Source organism: Nitrosomonas sp. Nm33, assembly GCF_900107265.1.
Classification (GTDB): Bacteria; Pseudomonadota; Gammaproteobacteria; order Burkholderiales; family Nitrosomonadaceae; genus Nitrosomonas.
Map to the genome: position 1 here is coordinate 1 of NZ_FNPJ01000051.1, position 23,198 is coordinate 23,198.

Below are 23,198 nucleotides of genomic sequence, written 5' to 3' on the forward strand. Positions count from 1 at the left end.
CGATTGGCGCCCTGATTGGAAAGTTACTGGTAACCATCGGCCTGTTTGAAGCCAACATCAATGCTGATGTGTTTCATGGATGGGCGATGCAGGACCTGTTGCCTAAATTGCCACTACATTCCATCGTTGTGATGGACAATGCCACCTTCCATAAGAGACTAGACACACGGGATGCCATACATAACGCCGGGCATACCCTTGAATACCTTCCCGCTTATTCTCCTGATCTCAATCCCATCGAACACAAATGGGCACAGGCCAAGGCGCTCCGTAGACAACAAAACCAAACCGTCGATACGCTCTTCAAATCCTATGCATTCTGAATCATTCTTAACTGGTTAGGCTATATCACATCCAAAACGGCGTACTGGAGTTCCGCAGCGTGCGCACACCGACGTCTGAACAACTGCAGAAGTTGCTCAGCCAGATCATCCAACACATTATGAAAAAAGCATTGACCCGCCACGGCGCACTTATTGAGGAGGAGGGCATGACCTACCTGGCCGACATGGAAGCGGATACCGCTTTAGCTCCGCTGCAATCGGCGACCTGCACCTATCGGATCGCACTCGGACCCCGGGCAGGGTAAAAGGTATTGACGTTAAGAACTGCGCCTGCACAAAACACACTTCCGCAGTCTATTGAGGCATACTGTGCCAACGCCCACGGCTTCAGTCTGCATGCCGAGGTACGTTGCACCATGAACCAACGCAGCAAACTGGAACGTTTGTGCCGCTACATTACCCGGCCCGCGATTGGCGGTGGAACCCTGAAAGTCATCGCTGTCATCCTGGAATCCGGTGCAATCACTAAAATTCTTGACCATCTCGGCTTGTCCTCCCGAGCGCCGCCACGTTCACCTGTGCAGGTCCAGGGTCTTTTCGATCCCGTTTGATTAGTGGCTCATCTTTTTCAGCACACTTCCTGATTAAGCTGACCATTCTGCTTGAGCGTCTTTCACGTAATTAACAAAAAACGATTAAAAATCAACACTATTCGCTGATGGTATGACACAAATTTTGTGAATTTCGGATTAATTGCCGGTATGGTTGACAACCAAACCGTTCCCGAGTACATCCAGCTCTGGTGTAAAAGGGCGTTTATTTTTCCTATACACCATTAATCTCCTTTCCAATGCCATTAAATACTCCACCTATTCAGAGGCCCCCAGAGTAGAGATTAATTCCTACAAAAAAGACGGGACAATCGTTTATTCATTCCGCGATAACGGTGTGGGCTTCGATATGACCTATGCTGACAAACTTTTCAGCATTTTTCAGAGGCTGCACCCCGAAGGACAATTTAAAGGCACAGGCGTGGGCCTGGCCATTGTGCAGCGCATCGTTAACAAACATGGAGGTAAAGTATGGGCCGAGGGCAAACCGGGAGAAGGGGCCATTTTTTATTTTTCGCTGCCTGAATAAAATATCCATATTCGCCTCCTATGATTGTCGTATTTGGCTCCAGTATGGATTTAAACCTGGATTTCTCAGTTAATCGCTCATACTGTTATTAACAGTATGAATATTATAATTTTTGTAGATTTCACTCATGCCTTTCAGGTGTTTATGCTTCGGTGCAGATTGCACGATTTTGCAAGTACATGACTGCATTGCAACTCCTTGGAATGGAATGACCATTCCGCGTCGTTGCGCTTTATCCTGCACTCGCAGGGCAGCACACTCCATCCCGTCCAACTGAGGAATCCAGGTTAAATAATTCCTGATGTTTGCGTTGGAATAGAGAACAGATCACGGTTTTCGGTTATGTGTGAAACAGATTGCTGGATTCCGGTTCTATAACCTTGCGGCTGTCCAGACTTGCAGGACGCTTCCCGCCGTTCCAGGGCTGCCGATACCTGTGCTGCGAAGCGTTCATTGCCCAGCGCGTTGCGCCATTTGTCGTTCACTGGATTTCATCCACCATACCTAGCTCTAATTCATAATTAAACAGTTTGTGTCTCTTCCATTATGACAATTGTACTCGCGCGTGTTATTACGGATATTTGGAGCAGTTTACTTGAAGCAATAATTTTGTGTGCAAGATTTCAGTTATCTGCAGAGTAATCAGCTCATTCCATTTCTAAATCAAACCTGGCTTTATCAGGCTTCTCCTTTCCGTATTATTTATAGTGTCTGTCTGCAGCTTACTTTTGCGTCATGTTTGATTTAGGAATAAAACCAAACAACATCTTTGTAGTGTGTCCATAATTAGCGACAAAATGAATCTTTCAAAAACATGGTGTTGCATATCATGTATAAAAATACGTCGTTAATTAGTAAAAAAATAAATCATTCAAAAACATGGTGTTATGCATCATGTATATATCTTGCATAAAAACTAAATAATTAATAGCGACATTTTTCTATATTTTTCTTATAAGATTTCATGTAACTTATTGTTTTATAAAACATATATATTGTGGCGCGAATCTTGCAATTTAAAAAGAAGCTTTTATAGGCATTAAATATGAATAAGTTGTTTTTATAGCTGTGGTAACCATAGCGTATTTGCTTTATCTTTTTAGCTGCATTCTTTCTCAAGGCAAGATTGTTTATTTGTTGGATTGAGAAAATAGCTTTTTTTTTCATCAATTACTTAATAGGAGATTAATAGCTCATGTTGGGTATGTTGTCATATCAAAAGATAGTGAATGCGATTGTTGTCTTTACAGCAATCCTGGCTTTTCTGTCTGCAAGCAACGTCTTTGCTGGCAATAACGAGGTTAATTTTGCTTACACCGATCATCCGGGGCATTGGCTTGATACAGGCTCAGAGGTAGCAGGAAGTCGGTCGATTGCAATAGCTACACCGGGTGTGAGAATTAATTTTTCTGGCAATTCTAATACAGTTCATACCAGAATTAGCTTAATTTACCCTGCCGGTGCTGCTGGCATGCCATTTAATACCGAGCCCATAATATGTGGACTATACACGCAGCGACTTTATTCTTGTGTTGGACAACAGGGGGATCTGTGACTTCTCGTTCTGTTCTATCCGCATCACGCAACCATTACCTGCATGGCCTGTTGCTGGCTGGTGTCGCCACCCTGGCACTGGCGTCCGCCCCGGTCAGGGCCTTCGATCTCGACGACGTGGCTGAAAAGGCGAAGGCCATGGCCGGTGAAAAATTCACCGCACCCACCAGCAACCTGCCTTCCGAGTTCAGCGACATGAAGTTCGCCGACTACCAGCAGATCCGCTTCCACATGGACAAGGCCTACTGGTCGGACAGGAAGACGCCGTTCAAGTTGAGCTTCTACCACCAGGGCATGCATTTCGACACGCCGGTGAAGATCAACGAGATCACCAGCAACAGTGTCAAGGAAATCGAGTATGACTCCGCGCGCTTCGATTTCGGCGACCTGAAGTTCGACCAGAACGTCACCAAGAACCTGGGCTACGCCGGCTTCCGCGTGCTCTATCCGATCAACAACGCAGGCAAGCTCGACGAGATCACCACCTTTCTCGGCGCCAGCTACTTCCGCATGATCGGCAAGGGCCAGGCCTACGGTCTTTCCGCCCGTGGCCTGGTGATCGACACGGCACTGCCGTCGGGCGAGGAGTTCCCGCGCTTTCGCGAGTTCTGGATCGAGCGGACGAGGCTGCAGGATAAGCATCTGGTGATCTTCGCCCTGCTCGACTCGCCGCGCGCCACCGGCGCCTATCGTTTCGTGCTGCGCCCGGGCAGAGACGCCGTGGTCGACGTCAAGGCACGCATGTTCCTGCGCGACAAGGTCGGTCGGCTGGGCCTGGCACCGCTGACCAGCATGTTCCTGTTTGGCTCCAACCAGCCCTCCGCGCAGCACAACTATCGCCCGGAACTGCACGACTCCACCGGCCTGCAGATCCATGCCGGCAGCGGCGAGTGGATCTGGCGTCCGCTGAACAACCCGAAGCACCTGTCGGTGAGCAGCTACAGCGTGGAGAATCCGAAGGGTTTCGGCCTGCTTCAGCGCGGCCGAGAGTTTTCCCGCTATGAGGACCTGGACGACCGCTACGACCTGCGCCCGAGCGCCTGGATCGAACCGCTGGGCGACTGGGGACAGGGCAGCGTCCAGCTGGTGGAAATCCCCACGCCGGACGAGACCAACGACAACATCGTCGCCTTCTGGAGCCCGGCCAGCCAGCCGGAGCCGGGCCAGCCGCTGGACTTCAGTTACCGCCTGCACTGGAGTCTCGACGAGCCAGGGCTGCACGATCCGAACTCCGCCTGGGTCAAGCAGACCTTGCGTTCGGTGGGCGACGTGAAGCAGAAGAACCTGATCCGCCAGCCGGATGGCAGCACAGCGCTGGTCGTCGACTTTGAGGGGCCTGCGCTGAAGGCGCTGGCGCCGGACGCGCCGGTCAGCGCCCAGGTCAGTACCGACGACAACGCAGAGGTGAAGGAGAACAGCCTGCGCTACAACCCGGCCACCCAGGGATGGCGCTTGCTGCTGAGGATCAGCGTCAAGGATCCGAAGAAGCCAACGGAGATGCGCGCCGCGCTGGTCAACGGCGAGCACACCCTGTCCGAAACCTGGAGCTATCAGTTGCCCGCCGATGAATAATCCAATTTCCACCAAGGTTCCTCTGGCCGAATACCTCGAGCATCTGCCGCTGGCCGCGGCGGAGCGCGAGCGCCTGGCGGATGCCGGCTCGTTCAGCGAACTGCACCGACAGCTTGCCGGGGACTCCCCGACGGGTGCCGCCGATCCTGCCCTGGCCTCGGCTGGCCGGCGCCTGGCCGAGGGCGACGGCGACGGGTTGGTGGCGTCCGGCGTGCTCGCCGCGGATGCCGCCGGCCGCGCCCGTCTAGCGGCCGCGCCGCCGATCTGCCGCACCAAGGTCATCCCCGAACCCTGGCGCACCAACGTGCTGGTGCGCATCTGGCGCCGGTTCACCGGCCGCCTCAGCCCGCCGAAGCCGGCCCGCGACCTGCCGAAGGCGCGCTGGCAGCGGGTCGGCTCGCTGCGCCGGTTCATCCTGCTGCTGCTGATGGTGGGCCAGACCACCATTGCCACCTGGTACATGAAGGACATCCTGCCCTATCAGGGCTGGGCTTTCGTCAATCTCGAAGAAATTACCCGACAGACCTGGCAGCAGACCCTGCAGCAGGTCTTGCCGTATGTCATCCAGTTCGGTGTGCTGTTCCTCTTCACCATCCTCTTTTGCTGGGTCTCGGCCGGTTTCTGGACCGCCCTGATGGGGTTCTGGGAACTGCTCACCGGGTATGACCGCTACCGCATCTCCGGCAGCAGCGTGGGCAACGAGCCGATTCCCACCGAGGCCCGCACGGCCATTGTCATGCCGATCTGCAACGAGGACGTGCCGCGCGTGTTCGCCGGCCTGCGGGCGACCTACGAATCGGTGGCCACCAGCGGCGAGCTGGACCGCTTCGATTTCTTCATCCTCAGCGACACCGGTTCGGCGGACATCGCCGCCGCCGAGCAGCAGGCCTGGCTCGAACTGTGCCGCGAGACCGGCGGCCACGGGCGCATCTTCTACCGCCGGCGACGGCGCCGGGTGAAGCGCAAGAGCGGCAACATCGACGACTTCTGCCGGCGCTGGGGCAGCCAGTATCGCTACATGGTGGTGATGGATGCCGACAGCGTGATGAGCGGCGAATGTCTGACCAAGTTGGTGCGGCTGATGGAGGCCAATCCCGAGGCCGGGATCATCCAGACCGCGCCGAAGGCGTCGGGCATGGACACCCTTTATGCGCGCATGCAGCAGTTCGCCACCCGCGTCTACGGTCCGCTGTTCACTGCCGGCCTGCACTTCTGGCAGCTCGGCGAGTCGCACTACTGGGGGCACAACGCGATCATCCGCGTCAAGCCGTTCATCGAGCACTGCGCGCTGGCATCGCTGCCGGGCAAGGGATCCTTCGCCGGGGTGATCCTTTCCCACGATTTCGTTGAGGCCGCGCTGATGCGTCGCGCCGGCTGGGGCGTATGGATCGCCTACGACCTGCGGGGCAGCTACGAGGAACTGCCGCCGAACCTGCTCGACGAGCTCAAGCGCGACCGCCGCTGGTGCCATGGCAACCTGATGAACTTCCGCCTGTTCCTGGTCAAGGGCATGCACCCGGTGCACCGGGCGGTGTTTCTCACCGGGGTGATGTCCTACCTGTCGGCGCCGCTGTGGTTCTTCTTCCTGGTGCTGTCCACCGCACTGCTGGCGGTACACCAGTTGATGGAGCCGCAGTACTTCCTGGCGCCGAGGCAGCTCTTCCCGATCTGGCCGCGATGGCACCCGGAGCGCGCCATCGCACTGTTCTCCACCACCCTGACCCTGCTGTTCCTGCCCAAACTGCTCAGCGTAATGCTGGTCTGGGTGAAGGGGGCCGAGGCTTACGGCGGAGTGCTCAAGGTGGCCTTGAGCATGCTTCTGGAGATGCTCTTCTCGATGCTGTTGGCGCCCGTGCGCATGCTTTTCCACACCCGCTTCGTGATCGCCGCCTTCCTCGGCTGGTCGGTGCAGTGGAAGTCGCCGCAGCGCGACGACGATGCCACTCCCTGGAGCGAGGCGGTGCGCCGGCATGGCGGGCAGACCCTGCTTGGCATCGCCTGGGCGCTGCTGGTGGCCTGGCTGAACCCGCACTTCCTCTGGTGGCTGTCGCCCATCGTCGGCTCGCTGATGCTATCCATCCCGATGTCGGTGATCACCAGCCGGGTCAGGTTGGGTTTGCGTTCGCGCCACTGTAAACTGTTCCTCATCCCCGAAGAGTACGACACGCCGCAGGAGCTGCGTGCCACCGATGAGTACACTCGGGAGAACCGGCAGCGAGCACTCAGGGACGGTTTCGTCCGGGCGACGGTCGATCCGCTGCTCAACGCCCTGGCCTGCGCCATGGGCACGGCGCGGCACGGCACGGCACGGCTTACCGAGACGCTGCGCGGCGAACGCGTGGAGCAGGCGCTGGCCGACGGGCCGGAACAGCTCGACGGCGAGGCCCGCCTGGCCCTGCTGAGCGACCCGGTGGCCCTGTCGCGCCTGCACCTGCGGCTGTGGGAGGAGGGCCGGGAGAGCTGGCTGGCGCCCTGGCGGCGCTCGCTGACCAGCCAGCCCCGGAGCATCGCGCTCGACGAGGCAAGGCCGGAGGCCGACGGAGTGCTGCTGGCGAGGTAGGGGAGACGGGGGCGGTTGGGATGGTGCCACCGCCCCGATCGTCGAGCCGGTCCCGAACAGCACCCTGGCCGGACGACGGGGTTGCGGAGCGGCTGCGCCCAGGACGGGCGCGAGCAGGATGCTCCCCGCGCCTTCCCCCGTCCGGCTGCATGGGGCGGCTTGTGCGCCCTGTACTTTGCCCTCGCCAGGACCTCCACCCTGCGGGCATCTCCAGTACGCACTGGCGCCAGAGCGCCTTTAGGCGCAGCCAGTACCATGCCCCTTTTAGGAGCAATATCAAACCACCCGTTGAACGGGTGGTACTGTGACTTCGAAGCGGAGGGATTGAAATGAAATTAAAGCTTTGGATTGGAATGGCAGGGGTTGCTCTCGTTGTCATCGCCGCTTTCCTGGTTTTTTACAAAATGAACTCGCCGGTGCCCGAGAAGGGCGAAAATAATGAAGCCGTCGAGGGCTCCGAAGAGTTCGCCGCTTCAGGCGCAACGAAGCAAGGATATCCGCTGACCATGGCTTTTCGTTCGTCGGAAGCATTGGCGGGCAAGATGAACTACGACGCATGGCGTGCAACGTTTTCCCCGCTGCAAGGCATCGTCGGCAAAGTACTGGGGGAGGAGCATTTCGACGGCTCCCCGCAACGACTGTCATATTTTTCCCAATATGCGAAGGAATTTCCCGAGAAAACCGTATTGCTCCACTATAACGGCACGGCCCGCGATCCGAGGTATGAGCATAATGGTTATTTTCCCGGACACTGGCTCCATTACGAAGGAACCTATCTGACAGAGGAGCTGGATGCGCGAAGCATGACGGTCCATGTGGAAAATCCCGGACTGTTCCTGATGAATACCGGAAGAAACAAAAATGCCAACGACGATTTGACGATTTGTCCGCTTTTACCGGACGGCAAGCCGGATTGGAACCATGCGGAGCATCTGCGGCTGACCAGCATCGATAATAAAAGCAAAACGCTTCAAGTGGTCAGAGGAGCCTACGGAACGGCCGCTCGAAGCTTCGAAGCCGGCGCCTACATCGCCCCGCTCGTCGGCCACGGTCCTTTTGGAAACATGAACAACATTATGATGTGGATGTACAATTACAGCAGCGGCGCCCCGCGCGACGCCGATGGGAAAAGCGCTGGCGATATTTTGGCGGCGGAGATGGGTGGGTTGTTCAAGCCGAGAGGCGTGCTCGCCTCGTTCGACGGCGTCGAATTCGACGTTCTGTACACCGGGAGGTTCGTCGCGAACAACACAAGCGGCCTATCGGTGGATACCGATGGGGACGGCAAGGGTGACGACGGGATCATCGGCGGCGTGAACGTATATCGCCAAGGGGTGGTCGACTTTCTGCGGAAGTTGCGGCAAACGATGGGCAGCAACAAACTGATTTTGGCCGATGGCGACTCGGAATTTACTCAGCGGGCGTTCGGGATCGTCAACGGCATCGAAATGGAGGGCATGCCGAATACTCATGATCTGAAAATCAGGGAATGGTCCACGGGTTTGAACAATTTACTTTATTGGAACCGTTCAAGCTACCCGCCGAATTTTTCCTATATCAACCATAAATTTGTCGAAAACGGGAGCGACATCCTCGCTTCTGTGCCTTTCTCCACTACCCGTCTCGTGATGGCCGCCGCGGTATTTACCGACAGCTATTTCACTTACGGCCTCGTCCCCCCGGGCCAAGCGTTCGGTGTGTGGGACGAATTGTGGGCCGGAGCGAAGAAGCAGTCTGGCTGGCTCGGACAGCCGACAGGTTCTGCCGTACATCTTGCATCGCAAGCTCCTGAATTACTGAACGTTTTTTCAGATCGCGAGGCAGGAAATATTGTGGGCGATGTGAAAATAAGGAAAGAGGCCGACGGTATCAGGCTTGAAGCGGCGGATGGCGCTGATGCGATTCATTTTCTCTGGGAAGATCTAAAGGTGTCCGGGAATGATCTGTTCCTTATGCTCAGGATGAAGAGCGAGCCGATGTCAAAGTATACGGACAATATGGCGCGAATGGTCCGCGTCGGCTGGGAACGTCCTTCGGATCTAATGACCGGGCGATTGCTTGTCGGAACGGTGAAACGGTTGGGCGAACGAAATGAAGCGGAAAATAACGGAAGGATGTGGAAGCCGGACAACGGAGCCACCTTGTCGCGGGAGAGCGGGCTGGATATTAATGGTACGGCGCATCCGGCGATCCGCTTCAGTACGCCTTATCGCAAAGGTTCCGGCTATACGTACTGGAAGAAGACAATCAAAGTCGACCCGTCGGCAGCGGAGCTGCACTTTTATTCCGCCGTTGTGCCCCGCCCCTGCAAGGCAAAACCGGACGGCGTCACGTTCCGGGTAAGTATCGGTGAGTCGGGACACCCGGATGCGGTCGTTTTTGCAGAGCATCAGACGGCGGAGAGATGGGTCGAGCATACCGTAGATTTGCAACCGTGGACGGGAAAACGGGTGGAACTGCGCTTTGAAGGCGACAGCGGTCCGGCGGATAACTCGGTTTGCGATTTAGGTGCATGGGGTGGTGTGCAGCTGACGGGCGGCGGCCAATCCGGGTCGTCGGAGGCCGATCCCGATACCCCCTCGACGCTGCGGACATGGGTTGGCCGGGAACCGTTCGACTCGACCTTTTATTATCCGGGCATCGGCTCTGGTTCGGTTGATCTCACTTTCGATATCGAATCCACGGAGCCGGTGCTGCTGTCGGCGCTTTCGGCTCGGTCCGCACCGGATATCGTGTACCGCGGCTTCGAGCATGGCGCGGTGGTCGCCAATCCTTCGCTTGCCCCGCAAAAGATCGATATGAAGAAGCTTTTCCCCGGGCAAGCGTTTCAACGGATTCAAGGCACCCCCGGGCAGGATACGGCGACGAATAACGGACAACCTGTCGGAGAGTGGCTGGAGCTGGGGCCGAAGGACGCTGTTTTTCTACTAAGGGATGAATGAAGGCAAACCATTTCAGCGCTTTGGTTCGGCGGCCAATCTCAACATTCATCTGCATTGCCTGGTACCTGATGGGGTTTATCACATCCAAAACGGCGTACTGGAGTTCCGCAGCGTGCGCACACCGACGTCTGAACAACTGCAGAAATTGCTCAGCCAGATCATCCAACACATTATGAAAAAAGCATTGACCCGCCACGGCGCACTTATTGAGGAGGAGGGCATGACCTACCTGGCCGACATGGAAGCGGATACCGCTTTAGCTCCGCTGCAATCGGCGACCTGCACCTATCGGATCGCACTCGGACCCCGGGCAGGGTAAAAGGTATTGACGTTAAGAACTGCGCCTGCACAAAACACACTTCCGCAGTCTATTGAGGCATACTGTGCCAACGCCCACGGCTTCAGTCTGCATGCCGAGGTACGTGCACCATGAACCAACGCAGCAAACTGGAACGTTTGTGCCGCTACATTACCCGGCCCGCGATTGGCGGTGGAACCCTGAAAATCATCGCTGTCATCCTGGAATCCGGTGCAATCACTAAAATTCTTGACCATCTCGGCTTGTCCTCCCGAGCGCCGCCACGTTCACCTGTGCAGGTCCAGGGTCTTTTCGATCCCGTTTGATTCGTGGCTCATCTTTTTCAGCACACTTCCTGATTAAGCTGACCATTCTGCTTGAGCGTCTTTCGCGTAATTAACAAAAAACGATTAAAAATCAACACTATTTGCTGATGGTATGACACAAATTTTGTGAATTTCGGATTAATTGCCGGTATGGTTGACAACCAAACCGTTCCCGAGTACATCCAGCTTTGGTGTAAAAGGGCGTTTATTTTTCCTATACACCGCCACCGCGGAATTCAAGTGAGGCGCGGGGTAATCCTTTCGGACTAGGAAGCCAGCCGGCCAAGACTATCGAACCTGTCGCAATGCGGGCATAGAGAGCGGAGACGGTGTCGTTTCTCCCCGTACCGACTACAAAGGAGGAACCGATGAACACGAGGAACACCTTGATCGCCTTGCCTCTGCTCTTTTGGGGCGCACTTTCGATTCCGGCGATGGCCGATGAATTCCCTCGGTCAGCGACCTTCTCCACTCTGGTCACGACGGACCTCAACATCGAAGGCTTGACGGGGGACGATCGGGGAAATCTCTATACACCGACCCGCCCGGCGGGCGGTGATTGCGCGGTGTTTCGTTTCGATAGCAACATCGCAACCCCGCTGCCGGTGACAGTCGGTCGCATTCCTGCGCCGTGCGCGCCCTTGGGTCTTGCTTTCGACCACGCCGGCCGGCTCTACGTGACGGAACCCAACTCCGGCAAGATTTTCAGCTTCCTTCCTGATGCCGAGACTCCGCCCCTCGCTACGGAGTTCGCCTCCGGCGTGCCGGGCGCCAACGGCGTTGCCTTCGACCGCGATGACAACCTCTGGGTGAGCGACGGCACCACCGGCCAGGGGCGCGTGTGGAAAATCACGCCAGCTGGCGTCGTGACCGAGGAGTTTCGCATTCAGCCCATGGCGAACGACGCCATTCTGGACGCTGCGAACGTTGGTGGTGTCGGCCGTGATGTCCGGACCCTGCCGCTGGGAATGATCACGTTCACGCCGGCGCCCCCCACGGCCCCACGCACGGCTACGAACACGGCGGGCTCCCAGCCCCTAGTGGCAAACGGCCTGGCGTTCAACAAGGACGGAGACCTCTTCGTCTCCGACACCGCGCGCGGTGCGCTGTGGAAAGTGAAGCTCGACCGCCACGGCAATGTCCAGAGCAGGATGAATTGCGATACCACCTTTACCCTTAATACGCTGTGCCTCGATAACATTTTCGTTGCCCACCCTCTGCTGGAAGGCGCGGACGGGATCGCCCTCGACCGCGTCGGCAATATCTGGGTCGATGCCAACGAGCGTAACGCGGTGATCGTGGTGACGAACAATGGCAAGGTGATCGAAGTGTTTCGCAACGCGCCCGATACCCTCACGGGCCTGCGCAACACCGGCCCGTTGGAGTTCAACACCAGCCCGGTTCTGTCGGACCGCAGGTTCTGCACGGTCAATCTCGACGCCGTCCGCCGCGACAACTTTCCCAACGACGCCGGAGAAATAAAGCCAACGGGCCCGCAGCGCGGCAAGATTTCCTGCATGGACCAGCAGCTGTTCATAGGGGGCGAGCCGTTGCCGGTGCGGTGATCGGATCGCGAATCGAAAAAGGAGGAGCACATGAAAAAGACCCTGGCACACTGTACATGCCTGTTGCTCGCCGCCATCGCCTTCAGCGCTGGACCCGTCTTTGCGGACGACACCCGGCGATTGTTTATCGATCGCGACGTGGACACTTTCGCGGTGGTTACGGAGGGTATTACGGCCAATCCGGCGAACGGCGATATCTACGTCACTACGTTCACGGCCCCCTCCAAGCTGCTGCGGTACAACCGTGACGGCAAGCTTCTCTCACAGCGCGACTTCCCGGCTCCGCTGCTCGGCCTGGAGTTTGACCGCGTCCACAAGAAGGTCTACATCACGAACGTCGGTGATTTCGCTGGCACCGGCTCAAGGATACAACGCGTCGCGGGGCGTGCAACTTCATTATCATATGCATGCTCATGAACGAGCTCTTCTATGTCACGGTCAATTTTATTATCACGGATTAAAGTAAAGAATCAGCTACGCCAATCATGGGTGAAAGTATTTCCAGTTTAATCTTTAAGTGATGCGGTATGTTTTCTACATGAATTCGAATTCACAGGAGGCTATATGTCTATCTTACGGATTGTTATTCTCATAAACCTAAATTCCTCAGTTGGAATTTAGAATGAAAATAGCTGTAATCTAGTACTATCAACGGTTCACAGCCAAAAATGTTAACTGCTCCTCAGTTACAGTAAACAAGCTGAGAGCAAGGTGTGGCAACACTTTCAGCAGATTTTGATTATTTCACTAAAATCTCATCTGATTGGTAATGCCATGGATCTTTCAAAGAACCTTAATCAATAGGGTTCTTGAGCGATTTAGGAGTCTTCAACTGAGGAATTTAGGATAAAAGAATATTCAAGTGTAGAGTAATAATAATGTTTGAGAACGGAAAAGATTTTACTGGAGAATTATCTATCTTGACCTAAATCGTTAGGAAAGACGAAAGGTAAGACTAATTAACTATATTAATTATAATATCTTTATATATCAATGCTCTAAATTATAATAATGCCAGACTCTCTCTCCACCATATCAATGCAAATTGATATCTATCATTGTCCAAGATACTGGCTTAAATAAACAGTTTCAAGAGATTTTAGCTAACAGTAGGCAATAGTAGAAAATGCGGGTAACAAACCTAAAATAAAGGTAACTCTTATTTGCTTTGAAAAGTTACCCACATGAAACTAACAGATCCTGTAATAAAAGCAGCCAAACCAAAAGGCAAACCCTATAAGTTTTGAGTCGAAGAAGGATTTTCTTTTTTTATCGAAGGAAGAAATGAAAAAATACCCTTTGTTGCAGAGACTAAAGCTGCGGACTTTATAGAAGAGGTAAAAAGACAGATAGAATAAAAATTATTGTAAAAACATTTTTAATTAATAATTTAGGCAATGTAATAGGAACTATTTTGTTTAAATATATAAAACAGTCAATAATTTTGTTCTTCATAATATTCCCTGTAAGCTCGCTCGCAGTTGATTTAAAATCCATTGACGGTATCTGGCAAAATGAATCGAGGGAGAAGCTTTATTATTCTATCTTCCAGGATGGTAATACATTAGTTATTATTGACTTACCTTTACTAGGATTTACTGGAGATGTATTTAAAGCTACTTATGTTGGATCAATAAAAGATATCTCGACAGAAAAAATAATAGTAAATCCAATTAGTTTTCCTGAAGTTCCAATAAGTATTGTTTTTCATTCAGACACTGAAGCAACTATTGATTCATCCGGAGCTTGCCCCACCTGTATCACAATTTTCCCTTTTGGAAAACTTAAAAAAATATTTAAATAAAAGTTATTGAGATGAATTGACAGAAAGCGCAAACACAATTTTTCTGTACAAGCTCTTTTCTGTTACCTATGCTGTTTTTTGGCCGTCAGTGATCAAAATATCTATGTTTGGAAAAACAAGCTAGACAAAATAGAGTAGGTTGATGGAGTTTACCGGATGCTCAGCAAATTCACCTTGGGAATGGCGGAAAACAAGGTGATAAGGTTGAAACCTGACTACTTTAGATTTGTAGGTGCAGTAATGAAAAAAAAGGGGTTGTCCGCTTCTTTTTCATCATAGTCTACCTATTTTTTCCCACTTCCAGCTTATTCAACTGAAATTCAAAACCAGATTCTGAAAAATTTGGAACCCAACAAACAGTATTACGATCATTGGGGAATCCCATAGACAGCCTGACTCTATCTAGTCAACGATTTCTATTTCTGAGACAAATGACATCGAACTCAGTCCAAAAAGATTTCTCACAGAGAATCGTTCACTAAAGTATATTCTTACCATTGCCCCTATTTTTAGACATTTGACAGCAAAATCAAATAAATCAGGGTCATCCATAACAAAATGGCGGAAACTACTTCCACCGCCTCCCATCTGGATTGTCATGAAATAACTTCTCAATAAATCTTTATTCTCAATCACATTGACTATTCTACCAAACTCAATACCAGAGGATATTTCAGGATCATTGGTATGAATCCTGCCAATAAAATGGGTTTGCTCCAGTGTTTGGTTTTTGTCTACCGGATAGATTGTCACTAATTCGTTAGTTGCAGAACAGGAAAGTAATGCATTTTTTTTGGGTGTTTTGAATTCAAGCACAACATTATTACCAATAAACTTTTCAATCTCTTCATAACGGTCTTTTTCAAAACAAAACTGCCACGGATTAGAAACTAAATTAGGTGGTTGATTGCCAAAACTGACAAAAGTTATGCTGTCATAGCCAAGTAACACCTCACCAATATAGGCATTGTTAAAAGTTCTTTCAAGAGCTACTCTACTCAATCGCCCAGAGGAATAACCTTTCGTATCAATAATTAACAAACTTGCAAAAATCGGTTCAGTGATGAGAGTCAGAATCAGAACCCATAGTAAAAGAAAAGAACGGATATTAAAAAAGTAACGTTTTTTCATTAAAATTCTTATGCAAAATGTGCCCAATTAATTGATTTTTTTATCAGAATTTATCTTTATGATCGAAAATAATCGCTGAAAATAAATTTAGTCATGGTGGACTGTTTCAGCCTTTTTAACCAACTGCATAAGCAGTAAGAGCAAGCATCATAACCAAATCGTACACTATTCCCATGATATTTATCTGGATTAAGCTTGCTTCATTCGTTGCATATGATTGAAATGACTTCATGAACCAAGCGAAGTCGACGGCCTTGTATCGGCAACCCAACCCAGTAAACCGAATTATCCTGTTAGGTGCCAGTAATTTGACCTTGTCTTTGCCCTTGGTCATTCAGCAAATTCAGCATCATTGTGGTGGACCCAGTGAAGTGCTGGTTGCTGCGGGGCATGGTCGTTCTTATGGTCAGAGCAGTCAAGTGCTGATACGCGAATTGCCGAGTATTATTGCCAGCGGTTTATGGACAGAGCTCGATGCGGGTGAAGCGCGACCTACTTATGCTTTTTTGACAGATATCGGCAACGATATTCTCTACGGATACCTGCCTCACCAAATCCTGCAATGGGTCACCTGGTGTGTCGAGCAATTGCAGAAGCAGTCAGCGTATATTGTGATGACCAATCTGCCAATTGTATCGATTGAATCACTGTCAGAATGGCGTTATCAACTTTTTCGGAATCTGTTTTATCCCTCTTGCCAGCTTTCCAGAAATGAAGCGGTTGAGCGGGCAAAGGCAGTCCATCAGGATTTGATTGAGTTGGCAGCACATAAGCAATTTGTGCTTTGTGAACAGAAACCGGAATGGATGAGTGCTGATGGTATTCATTATGTATACTGGAAACGACATACGTTATATCAGCATATTTGTACACATTTCTGCGCGACTCGTGATCAATCAGGTTTTGCTACGGACAAACAGTCATTTTCTCAGCATTGGCAGCAACGTCCGCGATTTGCTTACAAGAAAGTGTTAGGAAAAGAGAAACATTGTCTACAACCCAGTGGATTATTAACAGATAAAACAATCGTTTCCCTGTATTGAGCAAAAAAGCTCATTCTCCATTAAAGGATAGTATATTTTATACTAATCCGATTTGTGCAATCTTTTGCATTTATACAACTTACCTTGTAAGTTATTGGTTATAGCACCAAAGTACAATCGAATCTTCTGAAGTTTGTGCGATGATAGCCAAATGCAACCCTGCTCCATGATTGCATGTCAGTACTTTCAGGCGCATACCGAATCTCTTGAGTACATTGGAGTACATTGCAATAATGCAAAATAAATTGGTTATTTTTCCTACACTCATCCAGGTGCTATTATCCAGCCGGTGCCCAATGCCTCGGGCAAACCGTTTGAGTGCTTGCGCGCCTGAATATTTTGTTCGCCTGTTACTTTTGCTACTGGCTCTGCTACTGGGGCTGTTCGCGCCAGCACAAGCCGATGAACTATTGCTTGAACGTGGACTGAGTGGTGTGGTGATCAACAAGCGGATGGCAGCAGCGATCGATGACACTGCACGACTACCTTGGTCACAAATCCTGGCTGAACCGCAACGCTTTATTCCAGCAAGCGGCTGGAGCGGAGCTGGTTTAGGATCAGAGGCCCACTGGTTGCGGTTAGACTTTCGCCGGACTGAGGTTGAACGCGGTGCACCGTGGTGGCTGGTAGTTGAACCGCTCAATCTCTACGATCTGCGTTTGTACCGCCGCAATGCATTCGGAGAATTCGAGGAACTCGCCTCTGGCGAGCGAGTGCCGTTCGCAGCGGGGCGCGAGCGCGAATGGCGCCAATACGCTTTTATTCTGCCTGAGCAAGGCCCCATCTATCTACGTGCCTATGACCCCGCTGGTGCAAGCTTTCCAGTAGCATTGTGGCACCAGGATGATCTTGAGGACCATGAGCATTTGGGTGAATTGCTGCTGGGCAGTATCTACGGTGCACTGCTGGCTATGTGCCTCTACAATCTTTTTCTGGCACTGAGTTTGCGCAGCCAAACTTACGGCTGGTATGTTGCAACCACTATAACACTGGGTATTTTCCTGGCCCATCTGCATGGTCACACTGCTCAATGGTGGTGGCGGGACTGGCCACAGTGGGTAGCCATGGGGCGGATTGTGTTGCCCAGTCTGTGGGGGCTGACTCTGACTGGTTTCATTATGAGTTTCTTTCGTACCAGCACGTTTCTCCCTGGCGCCCACCGGTTGTTGCAGGTCATCATGCTGAGTTATCTGCTTATTATCACGATGCGTGTGGCTGGCCTGCAAGCGCTACCATCTGTGGTGCTGACTGCGCTATCGTTACCAGTTGCGGCTTTAGTACTTTATATTGCAATCCGGCGCTGGCATCAAGGCATGGCGGCAGCGCGCTACTTTTTGGCTGCTTACACCTTGCTACTGGCGAGTTCAGTCATTTTTCTGTTACGCAGCAGTGGATGGCTGATGCCTAACCCCCTGACTGAAGTAGCTCTACCAGCGGCGGCCACTTTTGCGAGCCTGATATTCTCTCTGGTGCTGACAGGACGCATCAAGAGCCTTCGTTATGAAAGTGAAGCAGCCTTTACCGACGAATTAACCGGTCTGCCTAACCGTCGCGCGCTCGAACAGCGCTTCAAGCTATATACTGAAAGCGAGACTGATCATGGTTTCAGTCTGTTGACTGTGGATCTAGATAAGTTCAAGCCTGTCAACGATCAATGGGGTCATGCCGAAGGCGATCAGGTACTGCGTGCCTTGGCCCAGCGCATGCAGGCTTGTGTGAGGCAAGAGGATCTGGTGGCGCGTGTGGGTGGTGATGAATTTGTTGTGCTGCTTTCACCGTCGGCCAGTCCGCGCATCGTCACGACTGTAATCAAACGACTGCTGGAAGCGACGCACGAGTCAGTTCATGTCAGCACACGCAGCCACAGCCTATCGGCCAGCGTGGGGCTAGCACACTATCCCGACCATGGTCGCACTCTTTCTGAGCTGAGCCGCCTTGCAGATATGGCTATGTACGAAGCCAAGCGGGCTGGCGGTGATACTTGGCGTGAGGTGTGAATAGTCTGAATGTATTTAATGAGCAAAAATGCAGCTAAATCAATGAGGTTTTGTGTAATGATCAGCAAAGATAACTTTGCTCTAAAGTATTTACCATTGTTCCTGGTTTTGCATTATTCCATTTCCAAATTAAACATGACACGAAGACGAGCTGCAGACAGTATAAATAATACGGCAAGGAGAAGCCGACAAAGTCAGATTTGATTTAGAAATGTAATTAGACCGTAGATACATTTCAATTTTATAAAAAGATTGTTTATTTTTGATGCCTCAATAGTACAAAGGGAACCCGACTCTCATGATCCGTGACATCCCCTTTCCATCCTTGACCTCAACTCGATCTGTTCTCAACCATGCTTATCTCTACGATGAGGCTGAGCAGCTTAATCGCCTGCTTCCACTCGTCCAGCTCCATGAGCGTGAACAGGCGCAAGTAGAGGCGCTGGCGCGGCAGTTGGTGAACATGGTGCGCAGCAAGGAATGGGTGGAGGGTGGCATTGAGGCATTGCTGCATGAATATGACCTCAGTACCCAGGAAGGTGTATTGCTGATGTCTCTGGCTGAAGCACTGCTGCGTATCCCTGATGCTGCGACCGCTGACCGGCTGATCCAGGATAAACTCTCTAGCGCTGAATGGGAGCGCCACCTTGGGCATAGCTCTTCATTCTTTGTCAATGCTACCACCTGGGGTATGCTGTTGACAGGAAGAATCGTCAGGCTAGAGGAATCTTCTTCGCTGTTCAGTCGTCTTATCGGCCGCAGCGGCGAGCCGGTAATCCGGTTAGCGATCAAGCAAGCGATGCGCCTCATCGGCCATCAATTCGTCATGGGCAGTACCCTTGACGAAGCACTGAAGCACAGCCGAGAGGATAGTAACAGGCGTTACCGCTATTCTTTTGACATGCTCGGTGAGGCGGCGCTCACCGCTGCAGATGCAGAGCGCTATTTTGCTGATTATTACCATGCCATTACTGCGCTGGGCGAACAGATCAGTCCTGACGGCTTATTTGACCGTCCTGGCATTTCGGTGAAACTTTCTGCGCTCCATCCTCGGTATGAATACACCAAGCGCGAGCGAGTGCTGGACGAATTGTCACCGCGCTTACTGGAACTGGCGCTTGCCGCCAAGGCTGCCAACATTAGCATGACCATTGACGCGGAAGAAGCAGAACGGCTCGATCTCTCGCTCGATCTATTTGAAACCGTATATCGTAACGAAGCGCTCACCGGTTGGCATGGTTTCGGCCTGGCAGTGCAAGCTTATCAGAAACGAGCCATTCATGTGATCGACTGGCTGGCGCAACTGGCCAGCGAACGCAAACGCCAGATCCCTGTCCGCCTTGTGAAAGGAGCCTACTGGGATACAGAAATCAAACAAGCGCAGGAACGTGGTCTCGTCGGTTATCCGGTATTCACGCGCAAGGTGGCGACCGATATTTCTTATCTGGCCTGTGCTCGCCGGATTCTCGACAATGGCGAGCTCTTTTATTCTCAATTTGCTACCCATAATGCCCGCACCGTTGCTACCGTCATCGTCATGGCTGGGCAGCAATCTTTCGAGTTCCAGCGTTTGCACGGAATGGGCGAGGCGCTCTATAGCACAGTGTTCGATCAATATCCTCAGATCAAATGTCGCGTTTATGCGCCCGTCGGCAACTACCAGGAGCTGTTACCATACCTGGTGCGGCGGCTGCTGGAAAATGGTGCTAATAGCTCTTTCGTCAACCAGATTGCTAACGAACAGATCACTGTCGAGGAAATCATTGCTGATCCGGTTAGTGAACTGGAATATCATGCCCAGCGTATCCCTTTGCCACGCCAACTTTACGGTAAAGAGCGACTTAACTCCAGTGGCCTCAATCTCGCAGATCTCGATGCACAAATACATCTCGACCAGGCATTGGAAAAAGCATGCAAGCAGTTGTGGCGTGCTGCACCGATAGTTGATGGCCATATACTTACAGGAAGCGTCCAGACCATTCTCAATCCCGCTGACCATACCGATGTCGTCGGTGAAGTGATTCTCGCTGATAGTAGCGCAGCTGACCAAGCGCTCAATGCTGCTTACGACGCTGCACCAGAATGGGCCAAAAGCAGCGCCAGCGAACGCGCTGCCTTGTTGGAGCGAGCTGCCGATCTGCTTGAAGCACAGCACGCCGAATTGATGTCACTTATTATTCGAGAGGGTGGGCGCACCATTCATGACGCGCTTAGTGAAGTGCGTGAGGCCATTGATTTCTGCCGTTATTATGCAGCCCAGGCGCGCCGCCATTTTGCTCATTCCGTTACATTGCCCAGTATCACGGGTGAAAGTAATCAATTACGATTGGCTGGGCGTGGTATATTCATTTGTATTAGCCCATGGAATTTCCCTGTCTCCATTTTCACTGGCCAGATTACTGCCGCACTTGCTGCGGGCAATAGCGTTATTGCCAAACCCGCAGGTCTTACGCCTTTATGTGGCGCGTACATAGTGCGCCTGCTGCACGAAGCCGGCGTTCCTAAAGAAGTGCTCCATTTCATTCCCGGTAGTGGCAGCAAAATCGGCATGAAGCTGGTAAGCGATACTCGCATTGCCGGTGTCGCTTTTACCGGTTCTACCAGCACTGCGCGCCAGATCAATCAGACTCTGGCTCAAGGTGAGCGCATTCTTCCCTTTATTGCTGAAACCGGCGGCCAGAACTGCATAATTGTCGATAGCTCCGCGTTGCCGGAACAAGTGGTGAAAGATGTTATTACTTCCGTCTTCAACAGTGCTGGGCAACGCTGTTCAGCACTGCGTGTGCTGTTTCTGCAACAGGAAGTAGCAGAGCAGATCATGGAAATGCTCAGCGGTGCGATGGATGAACTGCGTATCAGCAATCCCATGCGCCTCAGCACTGACATTGGCCCCATTATCAGTCTTTCAGCTTGTGCCGAACTGCAACGACACTGTGAACGGATGGATCAGGAGGCGCGCCTGATCAAGGCCATGCCACTCCCGCAAGGCAGTGAGCAGGGTAGCTACTTCGCCCCGCGTATTTACGAAATCGAAAGACTCAGCCAACTCCAGCATGAAGTGTTCGGCCCCATCCTTCATATCATTCGCTATCAGGCCAATCACTTAAATGAAGTAGTCGAAGCTATCAACCACAGCGGCTACGGCCTCACACTTGGCATACATAGCCGCATCAACTCAACCATCAACTACATTACCCGACACGCCCGGTGCGGCAACACTTATGTCAATCGCAACATGATCGGCGCCGTAGTTGGCTCCCAACCCTTCGGTGGTGAAGGACTCTCCGGCACTGGCCCCAAAGCCGGCGGCCCCAACTATCTGCAACGCTTTGCCACTGAACGCGTAGTCACCATCAATACGGCTGCAGTAGGGGGTAATGTGGCATTGTTATCGCGGGGAAGAGTCAATAAAAAATAGAATTTTTGTTTCGGATAATCAATTTTTCACAAAATACTTGAGCAAGTAAGTGAACTTGATAGCCTCAGAAGCAGAAATGCCCTAACTTCATGGAAAAATAGTGCTAAAAATATGAAGATTTCAAAATTACTTGTTAAGAGAAAAACACATATCAACAACTAATGGAGATTAAAAATAGATAACCAAGAAATAAAAATTCGATGTAATGAATGTATATTATTGGTGGCCATTCAATAGACCCGAGGGATCTTCAATACTTCTACGAAAGTGAAGAGCGACAAATAGACAAATACCAAATTACTTGGGGTGAAGTTGAATATGAATGCACAAAGCCAGATTGCAAATATGATTAAAATACAGACTTTCGAAATAGAACATCTTGTAGAAGATTCACAAGGTATGACAATCGAAATCAAAGGGGTATTAACGAATAATAACAAACGATAATCACGCCAGAAATATCAAATTTTTTGGATATTATTCTTTTTTGGTGAATGAAAGAGAAATTCAAACGGTTATTTGGCCGAATCACAGGTTTTTCTACTCCGCTAGTCGGCATCTCGTGAGACAAATGACACATTTATTGACTTTCTTGACCATAACGCCGGAAGGCTCATCTTCCTAAATTGCTGGCTTGACGCCAGTGTGGCGCTGGAAGAACAGTGGCGACGTGTCGAGGAAGAGCAAATTGATCTCGATAAGATCGGCTCTGGTCGATTTAGTGATTTACAGCTACCGCTGCCGAACCGACGGGGCGAATTGGTGAGTGTGGCGTTTCATTTCCGACCAGGCAACGTTCTGAATTCATCAAGTGGTGGTACCGGTACTTTGATGGTTCAGATTAGCGGTTTCTTCGAAATATTGACAACGCATCACAGCGGCCCGTCGAAGGTATTTCATCTAAAAGAGTTCGACGCGCCCCTCACGTTAAGGGCGAAGTTCCTGAATCGCTCCTGATTGAGCTCTGCGTGCGCGATTCGTAGTAAATGGTGTAATGCATAAAGTGCATTTATGATACGTAGCCATAAATGAATATAGAGAAGAATGGTCTTATTAGTGAGATACAAAAACATATTAGTTTGAAACAAAGTGACAGTATTCATATTACCAAGCGATCGAAGAAATCGCCCAAGAAACCAATGGACCAAATTGTTACCGGTATTACTGATAGAAGAAAGGCAATGAATGCGATATCAAAATGGGACATTACACAATGTTTGAAATTGCAGCGTATTTTAATGTTCATTACAGTACTGTTAGTCGGTCAATTCGTTCATTTTGCAAGATACAATAACTGAACATCCCATTTAAATTTTCAAGCGATTTTTGTAATCTATTTACCGAATTTCGTATTTTCTCCCTTGCTTGGTCATTGACCAGATGACCCTTACCAAATGGCGGCCTAGAGCTCGAATTGCTTGATTGTGTTTTTTGCCCTCGGCGCGTTTTTTATCATAATACTGACGCGATGAGACCTTTGCAAAACTCCCTATTTTCTGAGGGAAGTCTGTAATTTCATATTTTTCATAAACAACTGGACAATATTTTTGCGAATCACTTCCAA

Annotated in this window: 20 protein-coding genes and 1 pseudogene; 16 read left to right on the forward strand and 5 right to left on the reverse strand. The window is 51.3% G+C overall.

Annotation, left to right across the window (positions count from 1 at the left end):
* The 4 genes from BLV54_RS10545 to BLV54_RS10560 form a co-directional block, all read left to right on the forward strand.
* A partial coding sequence (locus tag BLV54_RS10545; protein WP_090572414.1) for a transposase occupies window positions 1-323 on the forward strand: 323 nt, incomplete at its 5' end.
* 59 nt (window positions 324-382) lie between these two features.
* Entirely contained in the window at window positions 383-589 is a 207-nt protein-coding gene (locus tag BLV54_RS10550) for a hypothetical protein (protein WP_090571473.1), read from the forward strand.
* 6 nt (window positions 590-595) lie between these two features.
* Entirely contained in the window at window positions 596-895 is a 300-nt protein-coding gene (locus BLV54_RS10555; protein WP_090571475.1) for a transposase, read from the forward strand.
* Between the two features lie 142 nt (window positions 896-1,037).
* A complete protein-coding gene (locus BLV54_RS10560) occupies window positions 1,038-1,424 on the forward strand; it encodes a sensor histidine kinase (RefSeq protein ID WP_090571477.1) in 387 nt (128 codons plus the stop codon).
* A 287-nt stretch (window positions 1,425-1,711) separates the two neighbouring features.
* On the opposite strand, the gene BLV54_RS10570 is transcribed toward BLV54_RS10560, so the two are convergent.
* Entirely contained in the window at window positions 1,712-1,909 is a 198-nt protein-coding gene (locus tag BLV54_RS10570) for a hypothetical protein (RefSeq protein WP_090571481.1), read from the reverse strand.
* Between the two features lie 710 nt (window positions 1,910-2,619).
* On the opposite strand from BLV54_RS10570, the gene BLV54_RS16140 reads away from it, so the two are divergent.
* The 5 genes from BLV54_RS16140 (at window position 2,620) to BLV54_RS10600 (ending at window position 10,371) form a co-directional block, all read left to right on the forward strand.
* Window positions 2,620-2,979: a hypothetical protein gene (locus tag BLV54_RS16140; RefSeq protein ID WP_176969743.1), complete on the forward strand. Its 360-nt coding sequence runs from the start codon at window positions 2,620-2,622 to the stop codon at window positions 2,977-2,979.
* Window positions 2,976-4,550 carry a glucan biosynthesis protein G gene (locus BLV54_RS10585; RefSeq protein ID WP_371113288.1) on the forward strand — a complete coding sequence of 525 codons (1,575 nt, stop codon included), beginning with the start codon at window positions 2,976-2,978 and terminating at the stop codon, window positions 4,548-4,550. The genes BLV54_RS16140 and BLV54_RS10585 overlap by 4 nt, the downstream gene beginning before the upstream one ends.
* Complete coding sequence (gene mdoH, locus BLV54_RS10590) at window positions 4,543-7,110, forward strand: glucans biosynthesis glucosyltransferase MdoH (protein WP_090571487.1); 2,568 nt, start codon at window positions 4,543-4,545, stop codon at window positions 7,108-7,110. The genes BLV54_RS10585 and mdoH overlap by 8 nt, the downstream gene beginning before the upstream one ends.
* Before the next feature lie 329 nt (window positions 7,111-7,439).
* Entirely contained in the window at window positions 7,440-10,052 is a 2,613-nt protein-coding gene (locus BLV54_RS10595; protein WP_090571489.1) for a hypothetical protein, read from the forward strand.
* Window positions 10,045-10,371, forward strand: a complete 327-nt coding sequence (locus BLV54_RS10600; protein ID WP_090571491.1) for a transposase — start codon at window positions 10,045-10,047, stop codon at window positions 10,369-10,371. Before BLV54_RS10595 ends, BLV54_RS10600 begins: the two co-directional genes overlap by 8 nt.
* Here BLV54_RS10600 and BLV54_RS15620 read toward each other — a convergent pair.
* Complete coding sequence (locus tag BLV54_RS15620) at window positions 10,338-10,607, reverse strand: hypothetical protein (RefSeq protein ID WP_143032482.1); 270 nt, start codon at window positions 10,605-10,607, stop codon at window positions 10,338-10,340. The genes BLV54_RS10600 and BLV54_RS15620 overlap by 34 nt on opposite strands.
* Before the next feature lie 283 nt (window positions 10,608-10,890).
* The gene (locus BLV54_RS16145) at window positions 10,891-11,052 is read right to left on the reverse strand and encodes a hypothetical protein (RefSeq protein ID WP_176969744.1); all 162 of its coding nucleotides are present in this window, start codon (window positions 11,050-11,052) and stop codon (window positions 10,891-10,893) included.
* On the opposite strand from BLV54_RS16145, the gene BLV54_RS10610 reads away from it, so the two are divergent.
* The 3 genes from BLV54_RS10610 to BLV54_RS10620 all read left to right on the forward strand — a co-directional run bounded on the left by BLV54_RS10610 (window position 11,045) and on the right by BLV54_RS10620 (window position 14,045).
* Window positions 11,045-12,241, forward strand: a complete 1,197-nt coding sequence (locus BLV54_RS10610; protein WP_090571494.1) for an SMP-30/gluconolactonase/LRE family protein — start codon at window positions 11,045-11,047, stop codon at window positions 12,239-12,241. The genes BLV54_RS16145 and BLV54_RS10610 overlap by 8 nt on opposite strands.
* Before the next feature lie 30 nt (window positions 12,242-12,271).
* Window positions 12,272-12,658: a BTB/POZ domain-containing protein gene (locus BLV54_RS10615; RefSeq protein ID WP_090571496.1), complete on the forward strand. Its 387-nt coding sequence runs from the start codon at window positions 12,272-12,274 to the stop codon at window positions 12,656-12,658.
* Window positions 12,659-13,655: 997 nt separating this feature from the next.
* On the forward strand, window positions 13,656-14,045 hold the full coding sequence (locus BLV54_RS10620; RefSeq protein ID WP_090571498.1) for a hypothetical protein: 390 nt from the start codon (window positions 13,656-13,658) through the stop codon (window positions 14,043-14,045).
* A 402-nt stretch (window positions 14,046-14,447) separates the two neighbouring features.
* Here BLV54_RS10620 and BLV54_RS10625 read toward each other — a convergent pair whose 3' ends face one another.
* Complete coding sequence (locus tag BLV54_RS10625) at window positions 14,448-15,176, reverse strand: hypothetical protein (RefSeq protein WP_090571499.1); 729 nt, start codon at window positions 15,174-15,176, stop codon at window positions 14,448-14,450.
* A 230-nt stretch (window positions 15,177-15,406) separates the two neighbouring features.
* On the opposite strand from BLV54_RS10625, the gene BLV54_RS10630 reads away from it, so the two are divergent.
* From BLV54_RS10630 to BLV54_RS10645, 4 genes are all read left to right on the forward strand, one after another.
* On the forward strand, window positions 15,407-16,219 hold the full coding sequence (locus tag BLV54_RS10630) for a hypothetical protein (protein ID WP_090571502.1): 813 nt from the start codon (window positions 15,407-15,409) through the stop codon (window positions 16,217-16,219).
* A 233-nt stretch (window positions 16,220-16,452) separates the two neighbouring features.
* Window positions 16,453-18,216 (forward strand): diguanylate cyclase, encoded by a 1,764-nt coding sequence (locus BLV54_RS10635; protein ID WP_090571504.1) that lies wholly within the window; start codon window positions 16,453-16,455, stop codon window positions 18,214-18,216.
* 298 nt (window positions 18,217-18,514) lie between these two features.
* Entirely contained in the window at window positions 18,515-21,634 is a 3,120-nt protein-coding gene (gene putA, locus BLV54_RS10640; RefSeq protein WP_090571507.1) for a bifunctional proline dehydrogenase/L-glutamate gamma-semialdehyde dehydrogenase PutA, read from the forward strand.
* A gap of 645 nt (window positions 21,635-22,279) precedes the next feature.
* Window positions 22,280-22,591 carry a hypothetical protein gene (locus BLV54_RS10645; RefSeq protein WP_090571510.1) on the forward strand — a complete coding sequence of 104 codons (312 nt, stop codon included), beginning with the start codon at window positions 22,280-22,282 and terminating at the stop codon, window positions 22,589-22,591.
* A gap of 380 nt (window positions 22,592-22,971) precedes the next feature.
* On the opposite strand, the pseudogene BLV54_RS16470 reads toward BLV54_RS10645, so the two are convergent.
* Window positions 22,972-23,198 (reverse strand): annotated as a pseudogene (locus BLV54_RS16470) (hypothetical protein); the annotation flags it as partial.

Coding starts and splice junctions, on each gene's coding strand:
- BLV54_RS16140 (WP_176969743.1), top strand. CDS start 2,620: ATGTTGGGTATGTTGTCATATCAAAAGATAGTGAATGCGATTGTTGTC.
- mdoH (WP_090571487.1), top strand. CDS start 4,543: ATGAATAATCCAATTTCCACCAAGGTTCCTCTGGCCGAATACCTCGAG.
- BLV54_RS10595 (WP_090571489.1), top strand. CDS start 7,440: ATGAAATTAAAGCTTTGGATTGGAATGGCAGGGGTTGCTCTCGTTGTC.
- BLV54_RS10600 (WP_090571491.1), top strand. CDS start 10,045: ATGAATGAAGGCAAACCATTTCAGCGCTTTGGTTCGGCGGCCAATCTC.
- BLV54_RS15620 (WP_143032482.1), bottom strand. CDS start 10,607: ATGGTCAAGAATTTTAGTGATTGCACCGGATTCCAGGATGACAGCGAT.
- BLV54_RS10610 (WP_090571494.1), top strand. CDS start 11,045: ATGAACACGAGGAACACCTTGATCGCCTTGCCTCTGCTCTTTTGGGGC.
- BLV54_RS10615 (WP_090571496.1), top strand. CDS start 12,272: ATGAAAAAGACCCTGGCACACTGTACATGCCTGTTGCTCGCCGCCATC.
- BLV54_RS10625 (WP_090571499.1), bottom strand. CDS start 15,176: ATGAAAAAACGTTACTTTTTTAATATCCGTTCTTTTCTTTTACTATGG.
- BLV54_RS10630 (WP_090571502.1), top strand. CDS start 15,407: ATGAACCAAGCGAAGTCGACGGCCTTGTATCGGCAACCCAACCCAGTA.
- BLV54_RS10635 (WP_090571504.1), top strand. CDS start 16,453: ATGCAAAATAAATTGGTTATTTTTCCTACACTCATCCAGGTGCTATTA.
- putA (WP_090571507.1), top strand. CDS start 18,515: ATGATCCGTGACATCCCCTTTCCATCCTTGACCTCAACTCGATCTGTT.